This window comes from Paraplanobispora siamensis, from assembly GCF_016863175.1.
Taxonomy (GTDB): Bacteria; Actinomycetota; Actinomycetes; order Streptosporangiales; family Streptosporangiaceae; genus Planobispora; species Planobispora siamensis.
Genome location: NZ_BOOJ01000069.1, coordinates 18,347 through 32,260, shown reverse-complemented (window position 1 = coordinate 32,260; position 13,914 = coordinate 18,347). Strand labels below are relative to the sequence as shown.

Below are 13,914 nucleotides of genomic sequence, written 5' to 3'. Positions count from 1 at the left end.
CAGGGACGCGGGCAGGTCAGCGCACGACGACCTCGGGGCCGGGGGCGTCGTCGTCGAGGTCGACCTCGACGCCCATCTCCTCGGCCAGCCGCAGGGCCTCCTCGATCAGGGTCTCGACGATCTGCGACTCGGGCACGGTCTTGATGACCTCGCCCTTGACGAAGATCTGGCCCTTGCCGTTGCCCGAGGCGACGCCCAGGTCGGCCTCGCGGGCCTCGCCCGGACCGTTGACGACGCAGCCCATGACCGCCACCCGCAGCGGGACCTTCAGCCCCTCCAGGCCGGCCTGGACCTGCTCGGCCAGGGTGTAGACGTCGACCTGGGCCCGGCCGCACGACGGGCAGGAGACGATCTCCAAGCCGCGCTCGCGCAGGCCCAGCGACTCCAGGATGCCGATGCCGACCTTGATCTCCTCCACCGGCGGGGCCGACAGCGAGACGCGGATGGTGTCGCCGATGCCCTCGGCCAGCAGCGCGCCGAAGGCCACCGCCGACTTGATGGTGCCCTGGAAGGCCGGGCCGGCCTCGGTGACGCCCAGGTGCAGCGGGTAGTCGCACTTCTGCGCGAGCAGCCGGTAGGCCTGGATCATGACGACCGGGTCGTTGTGCTTGACCGAGATCTTGATGTCCCGGAAGCCGTGCTCCTCGAACAGCGAGCACTCCCACAGCGCCGACTCCACCAGCGCCTCGGGCGTGGCCTTGCCGTACTTCTGCAGCAGGCGCGGGTCGAGCGAACCGGCGTTGACGCCGATGCGGATCGGCACCCCGTGGTCGGCCGCGGCCTTGGCGATCTCACCGACCTTGTCGTCGAACTTCTTGATGTTGCCCGGGTTGACCCGGACCGCCGCGCAGCCCGCCTCGATCGCGGCGAAGACGTACTTCGGCTGGAAGTGGATGTCGGCGATCACCGGGATCTGCGACTTCTTCGCGATGATCGGCAACGCCTCGGCGTCGTCCTGGGAGGGCACCGCCACCCGGACGATCTGGCAGCCCGACGCGGTCAGCGCGGCGATCTGCTGGAGGGTGGCGTTGATGTCGGCGGTGACCGTGGTGGTCATGGACTGGACCGAGACGGGTGCGTCACCGCCCACCGGGACGGAGCCGACCATGATCTGGCGGGAACGGCGTCGCTCGGCGATCGGCTTGATCCTGACGGAGGGGATACCGAGAGCAACAGAAGTCATTTTCAGCCCTTTGAAGAGTCGACGACGCGTTCCAGTCTAGGTAGTGGCGGTGAGCTCACGCGCCCGCGCCCGGGCCCAGGCGTCGGCCGCCAGGACCTCCTCGACCGAGCCCGCCCCGGTGACGTCGTGCTCGGCGACGACCGCGGCCACGGTGTCCACGATGCCCAGGAACGGCAGGCGCCCGGCCATGAACGCGTCCACGCATACCTCGTTGGCGGCGTTGTAGACGGCGGGGGCCGTACCGCCCGCCGAGCCGACGTGGCGGGCGAGCGCGACGGAGGGGAAGGCCTCGTCGTCGAGCGGCTCGAAGGTCCAGGTGTGGGCCGTGGTCCAGTCGACGGGGGCGGCGGCGCCGGGGACCCGCCCGGGCCAGCCGAGGGCGAGCGCGATCGGCAGCCGCATGTCGGGCGGGCTGGCCTGGGCGATGGTCGAGCCGTCCACGAACTCCACCATCGAGTGGATGACCGACTGCGGGTGGACCACGACCTCGATCCGGTCGAAGCCGATGTCGAAGAGCAGGTGGGCCTCGATGACCTCCAGGCCCTTGTTGACGAGTGTGGCGGAATTCACGGTGATGACCGGGCCCATCGACCACGTCGGATGGGCCAGGGCCTGCTCCGGCGTGACGTCCCCGAGCTCCGCGCGGGCCCGGCCGCGGAAGGGCCCGCCGCTCGCCGTGACGATCAGCTTCCGTACGGCCGAGGCGTCCTGGCCGGCCGGTCCCGCCGCCCACAGGCACTGGGCCAGGGCGGAGTGCTCGGAGTCCACCGGGATCAGCTGACCGGGCTTGGCCAGGCGTTTGACCAGCGGGCCGCCGACGATGAGCGACTCCTTGTTGGCCAGCGCGAGCGTCCGGCCCGCCTCCAGGGCGGCCAGCGTCGAGGTCAGCCCGAGCGCGCCGGTGACGCCGTTGAGCACGATGTCGCACGGCCAGGTCGCCGCCTCGGCGACGCCCTCGGGGCCCGCGAGGACCTTCGCGCTCACGCCGCGGGCCGCCAGGGCCTCCTTCAGCGCGGGGACGGCCGACGGGTCGGCCACGGCCACGACCTCGGGCCGGAACTCGGCGGCCTGGCGGGCGAGCAGGTCGATCCGGCCGCCCCCGGCGGCCAGCGCCACCACCCGGAGGCTCTCCGGGTTGCGGGCGATGACGTCGAGGGACTGGGTCCCGATGGAGCCGGTCGAGCCGAGCAGGACGACGGAACGCGTGATGTCTGGCTGCACGGCCCCATTCTCGCGGGTGCCGTACCCATGTCGAACCGGCATGGAGATCTGTGATGCCAGAAACGCACGGTGAATAGCGATATTTACGCCCGAATCCTGCTATATCAATAGTCGCGAATTTTGAGAAATACGGATATGCAGCGCACTAGCTTCCCGAACCAGCATCAGGTCTCGGGAGGTACAAATGCGCCGCACGGCACGCCTGGTTCCGATCCTCGCCCTCGCCGCGGGAAGCACCCTGCTCCCCGCGGCGGTCGCGCACAGCGCCACCGCAGCACCCGCCGCCCCGCCCGCCGAGGAGGAGGCCGCCGACACCAAGAGCGAGCAGCGCGTCGTCCAGCGTTACTGGACCGAGGCGAAAATGGAGGCGGCACTGCCGTTGGACGCCCTGGCGCCCAGAAAGGGCGGCGTGCGCCTCACCGCGGAGACCAACTCCGCACAGGCCCAGCCCTTCTCGGTCCCCGCCGACCCCGCCGAGGACGTCGCGGACTCCCGCGCCCCCGCGGCCCGCGCCTCCTCCGGCTCGCCCTGGACGCGGGGCGGGGAGATCACCAAGACCGCCGGCCGGGTGTTCTTCACCTATCAGGGACGCAACGCCTCCTGCTCCGGCAACGCCGTCACCAGCGAGAACAAGAGCACCGTGATCACCGCCGGGCACTGCGTGAAGATGGGCGGGGCCTTCCACACCAACTGGGTCTTCGTGCCGGGCTACAACAACGGCGAGCGGCCGCACGGCACGTGGGTGGCGACCACGCTCTACACGACCCCCCAGTGGAACAACAGCGAGGACATCAACCACGACATGGCCGCCGCCGTGGTGGCCCCGCTGAACGGCAGGCGGCTGACCGACGTGGTCGGCGGCCAGGGCATCGCCTTCAACCAGGCCAGGCGCCAGCAGATGCACGCCTTCGGCTATCCGGCCGCCAGTCCCTACGACGGCTCCAGGCTGATCTACTGCAGCGGCCGGGCCTTCGACGACTTCCTCGCCAGCCGCGACCTCGGCCTGAACTGCAACATGACCGGAGGATCCAGCGGCGGGCCGTGGTTCCTCAACTTCAACGAGAGCACCGGGCTGGGCACGCAGAACTCGGTGAACAGCTTCAAGTACAACTTCGCCAGCGGCTGGATGTTCGGCCCGTACTTCGGCACGGAGGCCAAAGCCGTCTACGACGCCGCACAGAGCACCGGCACGCCGTAGATTGCCGAAAGTAGCCACAACAACACATCGGGTAGTGCAAACTCGGCTCCTATGACCTCGAGCCTCGCCCTGCTTGTGGCCGCTTCCGTCGTCGCCGGACTGATGGGCGCCCCTTCCGCCGATGTGACGAACACAGAGAACCGCTTCCGGGCCGCGAGCGCCGCCCAGGCACTCCGGCCGCTCGGGACCGCCGTCCGCACCACCGCGACGATCCCGGGCGGGACCGACGTCGTCGAGCACGTGGCCACCGTCAGCGCGGCGGAGCGGCGCCGCGTGCTCGACTACTGGACTCCCGGCCGGATGGCGGCCGCCCTGCCGATCAGCCTGCTCGGAACGCTGAAGGGCGCGCTCGTCGGTCCGCGCGTCCCGGCCCGCCACCAGGCCGCCCGGCCCGGCGCCGGCGCCTCCACCGCCACCTCCACCGGCGGGTCCCGCTGGACCGCCGGCGGGCTGGTGGGCAGGACCACCGGGCGCGTGTTCCTCACCCTGGGCGGGGTCGACTTCGTGTGCTCGGCCAGCTCGGTGAAGGGCGCCAACAAGGACCTGGTCGTCACCGCCGGGCACTGCGTCAAGGACGGCACCGGCGCGTGGGCGGACAACTGGACCTTCGTCCCGGGCTACGACCGGGGCCGCCAGCCGTACGGGCAGTTCACCGCCCGCCGCATGTTCGTGGCCGGCCCGTGGTCCCGCAGCGCGGACGACAACCACGACGTCGGCATGGTCGCCCTCAACAAGAACGGCACCAAGCACCTCGCCGACGTCGTCGGCGCCCAGGACATCTCCTTCGGCGCCCCCCGCGGCCGCCAGACCTACGGCTTCGGCTTCCCCGTCGATCCGCCCTACAACGGCGAGCACCTGATCTACTGCGCCGGCCCCGTCCGCGCCGACCCCCACGACCAGACCGGCGACCAGGGCCTCGGCTGCACCATGACCGCCGGCTCCAGCGGCGGCCCCTGGTTCAGCGACTTCAACCCCGCCACCGGCCGCGGCGTCATCACCTCGGTGAGCAGCTTCAAATACAGCGACGACCAGGGCACGATGTACGGCCCCTACTTCGGCAACATCGCCAAGGACCTGTACACCATCGCCCAGAACGCCTGATCGCCGCCGGGCACGGCGCGGGTGCCGGACAAGGCACCGGCGCCGGTACGGCGGGACGGGGAGCGGTGGTGGTCGGCGCCGTTGTACGGCGGGCAGAGCCGGGGCGGGGACGTGGCCGGGTGTTTCACCACCGGGGCGAGGGTGGGTAGGGCGCTGGGCGGGCGGGTGTTCCGGCCGGCCGTCTCAGCGGGGCTCTGGCGCGTTCAGGCCTCCGGCCTGCCCGGGCGCGCGGGGTGCGGTCCTTTTACACGTCGGCCTGCACACCCGCCCGCTCCGCGCCCGTCCCCGGCCCGCCGTACTCATGACCCGCCGTAGTGCCGGACCTTTCCCGGACGCCCAGTGTCCTGTGAGCGGCTGAAGCAATCGGCAGCGGGGCCGTTCAGGGCGGGCCGCCGTTGCCTCGCGGCCATGCCGTCGGGAAGGGGCGCAGGACGGGCCGCCGTGGCTGCGCCCCTCGCGGAGTCGGCTTCACACCGTGACGGCCGGATAGGGGCTCCTCATCTCACCGGAGTAGACCTCGGGCACCCCTTCTATGTGGTTGGGCAGCTCGTCCATGCAGGCGCGCAGCAGCGGGGTCGCGTTGTGCCGGTCGAGGTCCTCTTGCGAGCGCCATACCTCGTAGAGGAAGAACCGGCCGTCCTCCTGCTCGTGAAGGTGGTACTGAAGGCTGCCCCCGTGTCCCCGGGACGGCTCGACGAGGTCCAGCAGGAGCCTTCTGAGCTCGTCGGCGTGGCCGGGCTTGGGGGTAAGGAATCCGTACAGCGAAACGGGCGTCTGCGCCCTCGATGTCGTCGTCATGCGATCGACGTTAGGATGTGACACCGGTGTCAGATTCAAGCCGCTTCTCTGTGAGGTGGATCACATGAAGATCGGAGAACTGTCCCGCGAAACGGGCGTGGCCGTCCGGCTCCTCCGCTACTACGAGACTCAAGGGCTGCTCACCTCCCGCCGCAGCGAGGGCGGCCACCGCCATTACGGCCCGGAGGCCCCCGCGACCGTCGCCCGCATCCGCACCCTGCTCGCCGCAGGGCTGCCCACCAAGGTCATCCGCGAGCTCATGCCCTGCTTCGTCGGCGACGGCACCGAACTTCAGGCCTGCGTCCTCGACCACCTCAAGACCCAGCTGGCCGAGCTGGACTCCCACATAGCCGACCTCACCCGGGCCCGCACAGCCCTGGACGACATCCTCCAGGCCTCCACCCGAGCCCTCACCCCGGCATGACCCCGGCCTGACCCGCCTTCCGACCGCGCGGGCATCGACTCCCCCGCCTTGGGCGCAGCTACGGCGCCCGGCCCTGAGCTCCTTCCCGCCGGCACGGCCGCAAGGCAACGGCGAGCCCCCCTGAACGGCCCCGCACTCACGCTTCAGCCACTCACAGAACACCGGCCGGCCGGAACACCCGCCCGCACGGCACGACCATGTCCCCCGCCGCAGCGGGACGGCCCCGCCCACCAGGGCCGCCCGCCGTACAAACGGCGCCGAGCACCGCCGTACCACGTCTCGCCGTACCGGCGCCGAGCCTTGACCTGTGCTCCGTGCCGTACCGGCACGATCTGCGCTCCGTGCCGGCACACACCGGCGCGGCTAGAGGGACAGGCCCGTGAGGACCATGACCTTTTCGTAGGTGTAGTCGGCGATGGCGGAGCGGATGCCCTCGCGGCCGATGCCGGAGTCCTTGACGCCGCCGTAGGGCATCTGGTCGGCGCGGTAGGAGGGGACGTCGCCGATGATGACGCCGCCGACCTCGAGTTCGCGGTTGGCCCGGAAGGCCAGGTCGAGGTTGCGGGTGAACACCCCGGCCTGCAGGCCGTACTTGGAGTCGTTGACCGCCGCGAAGGCCTCGTCCGGGCCGGAGACGGTCTGGACGATCATCACGGGGCCGAAGACCTCCTCGCAGGAGACCTTGGCGTCGGCCGGCGCGTCGACCAGGACGGTCGGAGTGACGGTGGCGCCGTCACGGGTGCCGCCCGTCAGGACGCGGGCGCCGGACGCGACGGCCTCGTTGACCCACTGCTCGACGCGCTCGGCGGCCTCGACCGAGACCAGCGGGCCGACCTGGGTCTTCTCGTCGGCCGGGTCGCCGGTCACCAGGGCCTCGACGGCCGGGACCAGCTTGCCCAGGAACTCCTCGCGCACGGACTCCTCGACGATCACCCGCTGGACCGCGATGCAGCTCTGGCCCGCCTGGTAGTTGGAGAACAGCGCCACCCGGGAGGCGGCCCAGTCGAGGTCGGCGTCGGCCAGCACGACCGCGGCGGCGTTGCCGCCGAGCTCCAGGGTCACGTGCTTGCGCGGCACCTGGTCCATGATCGCGTACCCGACCGGGCCCGAGCCGGTGAAGGAGACCACCGGCAGGCGGGGGTCGGTGACCAGCGTGGAGGCGCGGTCGTTGGGCACCGGGAGCACGGAGAACATCCCGGCGGGCAGGTCCGTCTCGGCGAGGATCTCGCCGAGCAGCAGCGCCGACAGCGGGGTGGCCGGAGCGGGCTTGACGATGACCGGCGCGCCGGCGGCGATGGCCGGGGCGACCTTGTGGGCGACGAGGTTGAGCGGGAAGTTGAACGGCGTGATCGCCAGGATCGGCCCGTACGGCACGCGCGAGACATAGGCCAGGCGGCCGGTCGCGGCGGGCTCGGTGTCCAGGCGCATCGCCTCACCGCTCAGGCGGCGGGTCTCCTCGGCGGCGAAGCGGAAGGTGGAGACGGCGCGGCCGACCTCGCCGCGGGCCCAGAAGAGGGGCTTGCCGTTCTCCTCCATGATGAGGTGGGCGATCTCGTCGGCGCGCTCGGCCAGGCGGCGCGAGACGTGGGCGAGGGCCTCGGCCCGCACGTGGATCGGGAGCGCGGCGGCCTCCTTGCGTACGGCGTCCGCCGCGGCGACGGCCTCCTCGACCTGGTCGGGGGTCGGCACGGAACAGACGCCGACGGTGCGGCCGTCATGGGAGTTGGTCACGGTGAGCTCGCCGTCCCCGGTCGCGGGGCGGCCGGCGAGCCAGAAGGGGCGCACGTCCATGCTTCCGACCGTATGCCACCGGCGGGGGCCGGGCCCTACTCCAGTCCGCACAAGACCCGTGACATCGCTCGCCGTTCCGCATAAACCTCACCCTCGATCTCCTGTAACGAAATAGGGATTATTAAGGGATATTTCTTATGGACGACGGTTTGAACGATCTTCACGTTGGCTAAGTCTCGTGTGCCACCCCCCAGATCGGAAAGGCGTGCCCCCATGACCTCCTCGGCGCCGCTCGGGTTGCAGGGCGCCTACATGCTCGGCGAGCGGGCCGGTCAGGACGCGTTGCGCAGCCGGCTCCTCGACGTGGCCAGCCGTCTTCTGGTCACCGTCGGACCGGAGAGCTTGTCGATGCGGCGCATCGCCGGCGAGGCCGGATGCTCCACGACCGTCATCTACACCATGTTCGGCAGCAAGGAGGGCCTGGCCGAGGCCCTCTACCTGGAGGGCTTCGAGCGGTTCCGGCGGCGCCTGAACGAGGTGCCCCCGCGCAAGAACTCCCTTGAGCACCTCAACGCCCTCGGCCCGGCGTACCGGGAGGCCGCGCTGGCCGAGCCCGGCTACTACGGCCTGATGTTCGAGAAGGCGATCCCCGGCTTCACCCCCAGCGAGCGGGCCAGGACCCTGGCCAGGGCGGCGCTCAACATCTTCGACCGGGTGATCGCCGACTGCATCTCGGCCGGATACCTCGTCCCCACCCAGCCCAGGAAGATCGCCGACGCGCTGTGGGCGGCCGCGCAGGGGGCGATCAGCCTGGAACGTGCCGGTCACCTGCGCGACGAGAGCATCTACGAGACCGTCACCCGCGCCGTCGTCTTCCGCTACATGGCCAAGCCCGCCCCGGAGCTGAGCGACTCCGGGGCCGCCCTGCTCTAGGACGCCGGACCGTCAGACGTTCAGCGCGACCCAGAGCTCGGCCCGGGCCGCGGGGTCGTCCAGGTCGCGGCCGAGGATCTCGGCGACGCGGCGCATGCGATAGCGCAGGGTGTGCCGGTGCACGCCGAGCCGCTGCGCCGCCGCGTCCCAGTGCCCGTTGCACGCCAGGTAGGCGCGCAGCGACTCCAGCAGGTCGGCGCGGGAGCCGTACTCCCGCAGCGGGGCGAGCAGCGCCGCGGAGAACGCCGCGGCCGCTCCGGCGTCCAGCAGGGAGAGCAGTCCCTGCCCCGCCAGGTCGGCGAAGCGCATGACCGGCTCACCGCCGCGGCGGGCCGCCGCGAGCGCCCGGTCGGCCTGGTCCAGGCCCGTGCCCAGCTGCCGATCGTCCACCGGGGTGCCGACGCCGACCGGTCCGTGACCGCGCAGCGCCGCCGCCGCGGTCTCGGCGCGCTCAGCCGGCACGATGACGACCACCCGGCCGTCGGCGTCCGCCGCGAACTCCTCCGCCGCCGCCTCCAGCACCGCCTCGGGGTCGCCGCCGCAGGCCAGGACCGTCAGCGGCCCGTCCGCGAGCCCGCCGCCCAGCAGCTCCAGCGTCTCCCGCCCGGCCCGCGTCTCCCCGGCCAGCAGCAGCCGCAGCACGGCGGAGCGGACGCCGCGCTCGGCCTCCTGGTGTTCCCTGCCGTGTTCGAGCAGGAGGGTGAGCAGCGATCCGGCGGCGTTGACCACGGTGTGCTCGACCGGCGAGAAGGGTTTGCCGAGCCCGACCGCGAAGAACCCCCTGATCCGGCGGGCGCCCAGCGGCTGGACGACGACGTGCGCTCCGGGGGTGGAGAACGCCAGGCTGGAGGGGGTCCCGCCCTCGCGCGGCCGTCCGCGCAGGCGGCCGAGCTCGGGGATGACGGCGGCCACGGCCGCGGCGCCCCTGCCCGCCGCATGCCGCTCGCCACCCGCCTCGTCGAGCAGTACGGCCCAGCCGCCGAGTTCCCTGGCCAGGCGCTCGACCACGGCCCGCGGCCCCTCGGGGCGCAGGGCCGCGCGGGTGAGACGGTTCTGGGCGGCGAAGGCGCGGGTGATCTCCTCGTACTGCTCGGCGGCGAGCAGGTCGCTGACCGCCTTGCCGATCGCGACGAACGGGGTCTGACGCGGCACCTCGACCAGCGGCAGTCCCGCCCGGGAGGCGGCCGTCACCAGCTCGGCGGGGATCTCCTCGTGCCCCAGGCCGACGCCGAACCCCAGGCCGGTGACGCCCCGGGCGACCAGGCGGTCGACGTACGGCGCGGCGCCGTCGGCGTCCAGGCGCATGCCCGTGGTCAGGACGAGCTCGCCGCCCTCCAGGAACGGAGTGGGATCCTCCAGCTCGCTCACGGCCACCCAGCGCACCGGCCGGTCGAGCGCCTCGTGCCCGGCGAGCACGGCGAGCCCGAGCGGCAGGCGCCGCACGACGGTGCGCAGCGTCGGCGCCACCACCACCCCCGGTTTGTACGTTACGGCCAGAGCGATCCTCGCAATTTTGCCATAGTGCATCATCGGCATCCCGGCACGCCCGGCATACCGTCGCAGCATGAGCACCGTCACCCAGGGCGGCCCGTCGCTTCCGCAGGAGCGCCGCGTCGTCACCGAGATCCCCGGCCCGAAGTCCCGTGAGATGTTCGCCCGCAAGCAGGCCGCCGTCCCGCCGGGCATCGGCACCACCCTGCCGGTCTTCGTGACGCACGCCGGTGGCGGTGTGGTCGTCGACGCCGACGGCAACTCCCTGATCGACTTCGGCTCGGGCATCGCGGTGACCAACGTGGGCAACGCCGCGCCGCGCGTGGTCGAGCGGGTCCAGCGGCAGGTGGCGGACTTCACGCACACCTGCTTCATGATCACGCCGTACGAGTCGTACGTGCAGGTCGCCGAGAGGCTCAACGAGATCACCCCCGGCGACCACGAGAAGCGCACCTTCCTGCTCAACAGCGGCGCCGAGGCCGTGGAGAACGCGGTCAAGGTCGCCCGGCACGCCACCGGCCGCCAGGCCGTCGTCGTCTTCGACCACGGCTACCACGGCCGGACCCTGCTGACGATGTCGCTGACGGCCAAGAACATGCCGTACAAGCAGGGCTTCGGCCCGTTCGCGCCCGAGGTCTACCGGGTGCCGCTGGCCTACCCCTTCCGTTGGCCGTCGGGCCCGGAGAACTGCGCCGAGGAGGCCGCGGCCCAGGCGATCGACCAGATCAACAAGCAGGTCGGCGCCGAGAACGTGGCCGCGGTGCTGATCGAGCCGATCGCGGGCGAGGGCGGCTTCATCGAGCCGGCCAAGGGCTTCCTGCCGAGGATCGCCGAGTTCTGCAAGGCCAACGGGATCGTGTTCATCGCCGACGAGGTGCAGACCGGCTTCGCCCGCACCGGCGACCTGTTCGCCTGTGAGGACGAGGGCCTCGTCCCCGACATCATCGTCACCGCCAAGGGCATCGCGGGCGGCCTGCCGCTGGCGGCCGTCACCGGCCGCGCCGAGATCCTCGACAGGATCCACGTCGGCGGCCTGGGCGGCACCTACGGCGGCAACCCGCTCGCCTGCGAGGCGGCGCTCGGCGTGCTGGAGACCATCGAGGCCGATGACCTGGTGGGCCGGGCCCGGCACATCGGCGAGGTCATGCTCCCGCGCCTGCGCGCCATCGCGGAGAAGAACCCGATCGTGGGCGACGTGCGCGGCCGCGGCGCCATGATCGCCATCGAGCTGGTCGTCCCCGGGACCAAGGAGCCGCACCCCACGGCCGCGGGCGAGATCGCGAAGCGGTGCCACGCCGAGGGCCTGCTCGTGCTGACCGCCGGCACCTACGGCAACGTTCTGCGATTCCTGCCGCCGCTGGTCATGCCCGACCACCTGCTGGAAGAGGGCCTGACCATCCTGGAGAAGATCGTTTCCGAGATCTGACAGTTTGAAGTCCGTCGCAGGGGGCACCCGGCTTGATGCCTGGTGCCCCTTTTGTCGTTGGGTGAATCACACCCTGGAGGCGATTTAACCCTCGCTTGGGCTCCAGCAAATCGATCACCGGGGGTAGGAACGTTATAACGGTTGCGACAGGTGACAGAGTGAGCAGGAGGGGAGGCGTGGTGGACTGGAGGCCGACCAGAACGGTACGGACCATGATGATGTTCGACCCAGAAGGCCTGACCCGCGCCCAATGCGAAGGTGACGCCTGCGTGGCCTGCCACAAGAAGTGGCCCCGGCCGAGGATCAGGATCGGCCGCCTGCCGAACGAGGCGATCCTGTTCGCCTGCCCGGAGTGCGCGGACGCGCTGGTCCCCGAGCCCGTGGAGAACGTCCGCCCGCTCACCCGCCGGGTCGCTTTCTCCTGAGAAGGACTTCCCGGCTTCGAGGGCGTACGGCCCCGCCGGAGAAGAGACCGGGCCGGAGAAGAGACCGGGCCGGAGAAGAGACCGGGCCGGAGAAGAGACCGGGCCGGGGAAGAGACCGGGAAAAGGGCCGTGCCCTCCCCCGCCGGAACGGGGAAGGGCACGGAACGACCGGGCTCACCGGGCGGAGCCGGCCGTCCCCGCGCAGGGTCCCTGCGCGGGGATCACCCCGGGGTCACCCGGAACCGACCGGGACTGACCGGACTACTTGGTGAAGCCGACGACGGTCCAGTCCTTCGGGTCGGCGTAGCCGAAGGCGCCGTAGTTGGCCAGGTTCTTCTTCGTGGCGTAGATGTCCGGGCGCTGGTACAGCGGGATGGTGTGGACCAGGTCCCAGATCAGCTTGTCGGCCTGGTTGCCCAGGTCGATGGCCTTCTGCGGGTCCATCTCGCCGGCCGCCTGGTCGATCAGGGTGTCCAGCTCGGGGCTGCCGGTGCGCGGGAAGTTGCTGCCGTAGTTCTCGGCGCTCTCCGGCGTCTTGTAGATCTGCGGCAGGGCGCCGTTCGGGAACGGCGTGCCCAGCCAGGAGAACGGCGCGATGTCGAAGTTGCCGGGGATGACGTAGTCGTCGAAGAACTTGTCGTCCGGGACCGGCTCGACGTTGACCTTGACGCCGATCTCCTTCAGCATCGCCTGGGTGAGCTCACCCTCCTGCTTGGCGACCGCCACCGAGGAGGGGTAGGTGAAGCGGATGGCGAACTCCTTGCCGTCCTTCTTGCGGTACTCGCCCTCCTGCTTCCAGCCCGCGGCGTCCAGCAGCTGCTTGGCCTTCTCCGGGTTGTACTTGCCGACCTCGCCGGAGTTGTCCACGTACCCCTTGTGGGTGTTCATGTACAGGTGGTTGCCGAGCGTCTGGATCGGCCAGTCCATGTCCTTGAGGTCGGACGCGGCGATCGTCTCGCGGTTGATGCCCATGGCGACGGCCTGGCGGACCGACTTGTCCTTCAGCAGCTCGGCCGAGCCGTTGACGGTGAAGTGGCGCCAGTTCGGGGCCGCGGCCTTGCGGATGTCGACGTTCGGCACCTCCTTGGCCCGCTTGAGGTCGGAGGCGTTGGCCGGGATCTCGAAGGCGTCGATCTCGCCGTTGGCGAAGGCGTTCATCGTCGCGCCGTCCTCGATGGCGCGGAAGATGACCTTGTCCAGCTTGGCCTTCTGGCCCCACCAGTTGTCGTCACGGACGAGCGTGACGGTCTTGGTGGTCTCGTCGACCTTCTCGACCTTGAACGGGCCCGCGGTGACCGGGATCTTGCCGATCCAGCCCTTGTTGAAGACCTCGGGGTCCTCGTTCGTGGAGGCCGGGTAGAGGGGCGAGAACATGCCCTGCCAGTCGGGGTAGTTCTTCTCGAAGGTCACCACGACGTCCTTGTCGGTGGCGCCCTTCTCCACCGACTTGACCCGGTCGTAACCGTCGGTCGAGGAGACCTGGTACTTCTTGTTCGAGCCGTTCAGGGCCTTCCACTGCGCCTGGAAGTCCTTGTAGGTGATCGGGGTGCCGTCCGACCAGGCGGCCTTCTCGTTGATCTTGTACGTGACGACCTGGACGCCGTCCGTGATCTCCATCTTCCACTCGGTCACGTAGTCCGACAGGGCGGTGAGGGTGGCCTTGTCGTCGGCGCGGCCGGCGCTCGGCATGAGCGGCTCGATGACGTCGTCGGTGTTGGCGTGGGTGCCGTTGACCTGGTTGTAGTTCCAGTTCTCCTGCCACGAGCTGAGCGCCAGCGTCAGCGTGCCGCCGTCGGCGACCTGCTCGTAGGGGACGGGGTTGATGGTGCTGCCCGGGAGCTGCGCCGCAGCCTCCTTGGCGGCCTCCGACGAGGCGGCGTTCGGCTTGTTCGCAGTGCCGCCGCTGCCGCAGGCGGTCAGGGCCATGGCCAGGAGCGCGGCTCCGGCGGCGGCCTTGTAGCCAACCTTCACGTGTTCCTCCAA

General features: G+C 70.9%; 12 protein-coding genes. 6 read left to right on the top strand and 6 right to left on the bottom strand.

Annotated elements, in window-relative coordinates; translation table 11 throughout:
• Nucleotides 1-16: 16 nt before the first annotated feature.
• Together ispG and dxr are read right to left on the bottom strand one after the other, a co-directional pair.
• Complete coding sequence (gene ispG, locus Psi01_RS36300) at nucleotides 17-1,183, bottom strand: flavodoxin-dependent (E)-4-hydroxy-3-methylbut-2-enyl-diphosphate synthase (protein ID WP_204068696.1); 1,167 nt, start codon at nucleotides 1,181-1,183, stop codon at nucleotides 17-19.
• Between the two features lie 36 nt (nucleotides 1,184-1,219).
• Entirely contained in the window at nucleotides 1,220-2,404 is a 1,185-nt protein-coding gene (dxr, locus tag Psi01_RS36295; RefSeq protein WP_373872536.1) for a 1-deoxy-D-xylulose-5-phosphate reductoisomerase, read from the bottom strand.
• A 184-nt stretch (nucleotides 2,405-2,588) separates the two neighbouring features.
• Here dxr and Psi01_RS36290 point away from each other — a divergent pair, with 184 nt between their 5' ends.
• Complete coding sequence (locus Psi01_RS36290; RefSeq protein ID WP_204068694.1) at nucleotides 2,589-3,602, top strand: trypsin-like serine peptidase; 1,014 nt, start codon at nucleotides 2,589-2,591, stop codon at nucleotides 3,600-3,602.
• Nucleotides 3,603-3,653: 51 nt separating this feature from the next.
• On the top strand, nucleotides 3,654-4,703 hold the full coding sequence (locus Psi01_RS36285; protein WP_204068693.1) for a trypsin-like serine peptidase: 1,050 nt from the start codon (nucleotides 3,654-3,656) through the stop codon (nucleotides 4,701-4,703).
• Nucleotides 4,704-5,171: 468 nt separating this feature from the next.
• Here Psi01_RS36285 and Psi01_RS36280 read toward each other — a convergent pair whose 3' ends face one another.
• Complete coding sequence (locus tag Psi01_RS36280) at nucleotides 5,172-5,501, bottom strand: putative quinol monooxygenase (protein WP_204068692.1); 330 nt, start codon at nucleotides 5,499-5,501, stop codon at nucleotides 5,172-5,174.
• A 64-nt stretch (nucleotides 5,502-5,565) separates the two neighbouring features.
• On the opposite strand from Psi01_RS36280, the gene Psi01_RS36275 reads away from it, so the two are divergent.
• Nucleotides 5,566-5,925, top strand: coding sequence for a MerR family transcriptional regulator (locus Psi01_RS36275; protein ID WP_204068691.1), 360 nt, complete (start codon nucleotides 5,566-5,568; stop codon nucleotides 5,923-5,925).
• A 363-nt stretch (nucleotides 5,926-6,288) separates the two neighbouring features.
• On the opposite strand, the gene Psi01_RS36270 is transcribed toward Psi01_RS36275, so the two are convergent.
• Nucleotides 6,289-7,716 carry an aldehyde dehydrogenase family protein gene (locus tag Psi01_RS36270; protein WP_204068690.1) on the bottom strand — a complete coding sequence of 476 codons (1,428 nt, stop codon included), beginning with the start codon at nucleotides 7,714-7,716 and terminating at the stop codon, nucleotides 6,289-6,291.
• A 213-nt stretch (nucleotides 7,717-7,929) separates the two neighbouring features.
• Between Psi01_RS36270 and Psi01_RS36265 the strand changes: the two genes are divergently transcribed.
• Nucleotides 7,930-8,589, top strand: a complete 660-nt coding sequence (locus Psi01_RS36265; RefSeq protein WP_204068689.1) for a TetR/AcrR family transcriptional regulator — start codon at nucleotides 7,930-7,932, stop codon at nucleotides 8,587-8,589.
• Between the two features lie 12 nt (nucleotides 8,590-8,601).
• Here the strand turns inward: Psi01_RS36265 and Psi01_RS36260 are convergent, their stop codons facing one another.
• A complete protein-coding gene (locus Psi01_RS36260) occupies nucleotides 8,602-10,062 on the bottom strand; it encodes a PucR family transcriptional regulator (protein WP_307819295.1) in 1,461 nt (486 codons plus the stop codon).
• A 91-nt stretch (nucleotides 10,063-10,153) separates the two neighbouring features.
• On the opposite strand from Psi01_RS36260, the gene gabT reads away from it, so the two are divergent.
• Both gabT and Psi01_RS36250 read left to right on the top strand, forming a co-directional pair.
• A complete protein-coding gene (gene gabT, locus Psi01_RS36255; protein WP_204068688.1) occupies nucleotides 10,154-11,506 on the top strand; it encodes a 4-aminobutyrate--2-oxoglutarate transaminase in 1,353 nt (450 codons plus the stop codon).
• A gap of 176 nt (nucleotides 11,507-11,682) precedes the next feature.
• On the top strand, nucleotides 11,683-11,931 hold the full coding sequence (locus Psi01_RS36250; RefSeq protein ID WP_307819294.1) for a hypothetical protein: 249 nt from the start codon (nucleotides 11,683-11,685) through the stop codon (nucleotides 11,929-11,931).
• A gap of 261 nt (nucleotides 11,932-12,192) precedes the next feature.
• Here the strand turns inward: Psi01_RS36250 and Psi01_RS36245 are convergent, their stop codons facing one another.
• Nucleotides 12,193-13,902: an ABC transporter family substrate-binding protein gene (locus Psi01_RS36245; RefSeq protein WP_204068687.1), complete on the bottom strand. Its 1,710-nt coding sequence runs from the start codon at nucleotides 13,900-13,902 to the stop codon at nucleotides 12,193-12,195.
• Nucleotides 13,903-13,914: the final 12 nt, after the last annotated feature.

Bases quoted from the DNA above. Each gene is read 5' to 3' on its own strand.
- ispG (WP_204068696.1), bottom strand. From the start codon at position 1,183: ATGACTTCTGTTGCTCTCGGTATCCCCTCCGTCAGGATCAAGCCGATC.
- Psi01_RS36290 (WP_204068694.1), top strand. From the start codon at position 2,589: ATGCGCCGCACGGCACGCCTGGTTCCGATCCTCGCCCTCGCCGCGGGA.
- Psi01_RS36285 (WP_204068693.1), top strand. From the start codon at position 3,654: ATGACCTCGAGCCTCGCCCTGCTTGTGGCCGCTTCCGTCGTCGCCGGA.
- Psi01_RS36280 (WP_204068692.1), bottom strand. From the start codon at position 5,501: ATGACGACGACATCGAGGGCGCAGACGCCCGTTTCGCTGTACGGATTC.
- Psi01_RS36275 (WP_204068691.1), top strand. From the start codon at position 5,566: ATGAAGATCGGAGAACTGTCCCGCGAAACGGGCGTGGCCGTCCGGCTC.
- Psi01_RS36270 (WP_204068690.1), bottom strand. From the start codon at position 7,716: ATGGACGTGCGCCCCTTCTGGCTCGCCGGCCGCCCCGCGACCGGGGAC.
- Psi01_RS36265 (WP_204068689.1), top strand. From the start codon at position 7,930: ATGACCTCCTCGGCGCCGCTCGGGTTGCAGGGCGCCTACATGCTCGGC.
- gabT (WP_204068688.1), top strand. From the start codon at position 10,154: ATGAGCACCGTCACCCAGGGCGGCCCGTCGCTTCCGCAGGAGCGCCGC.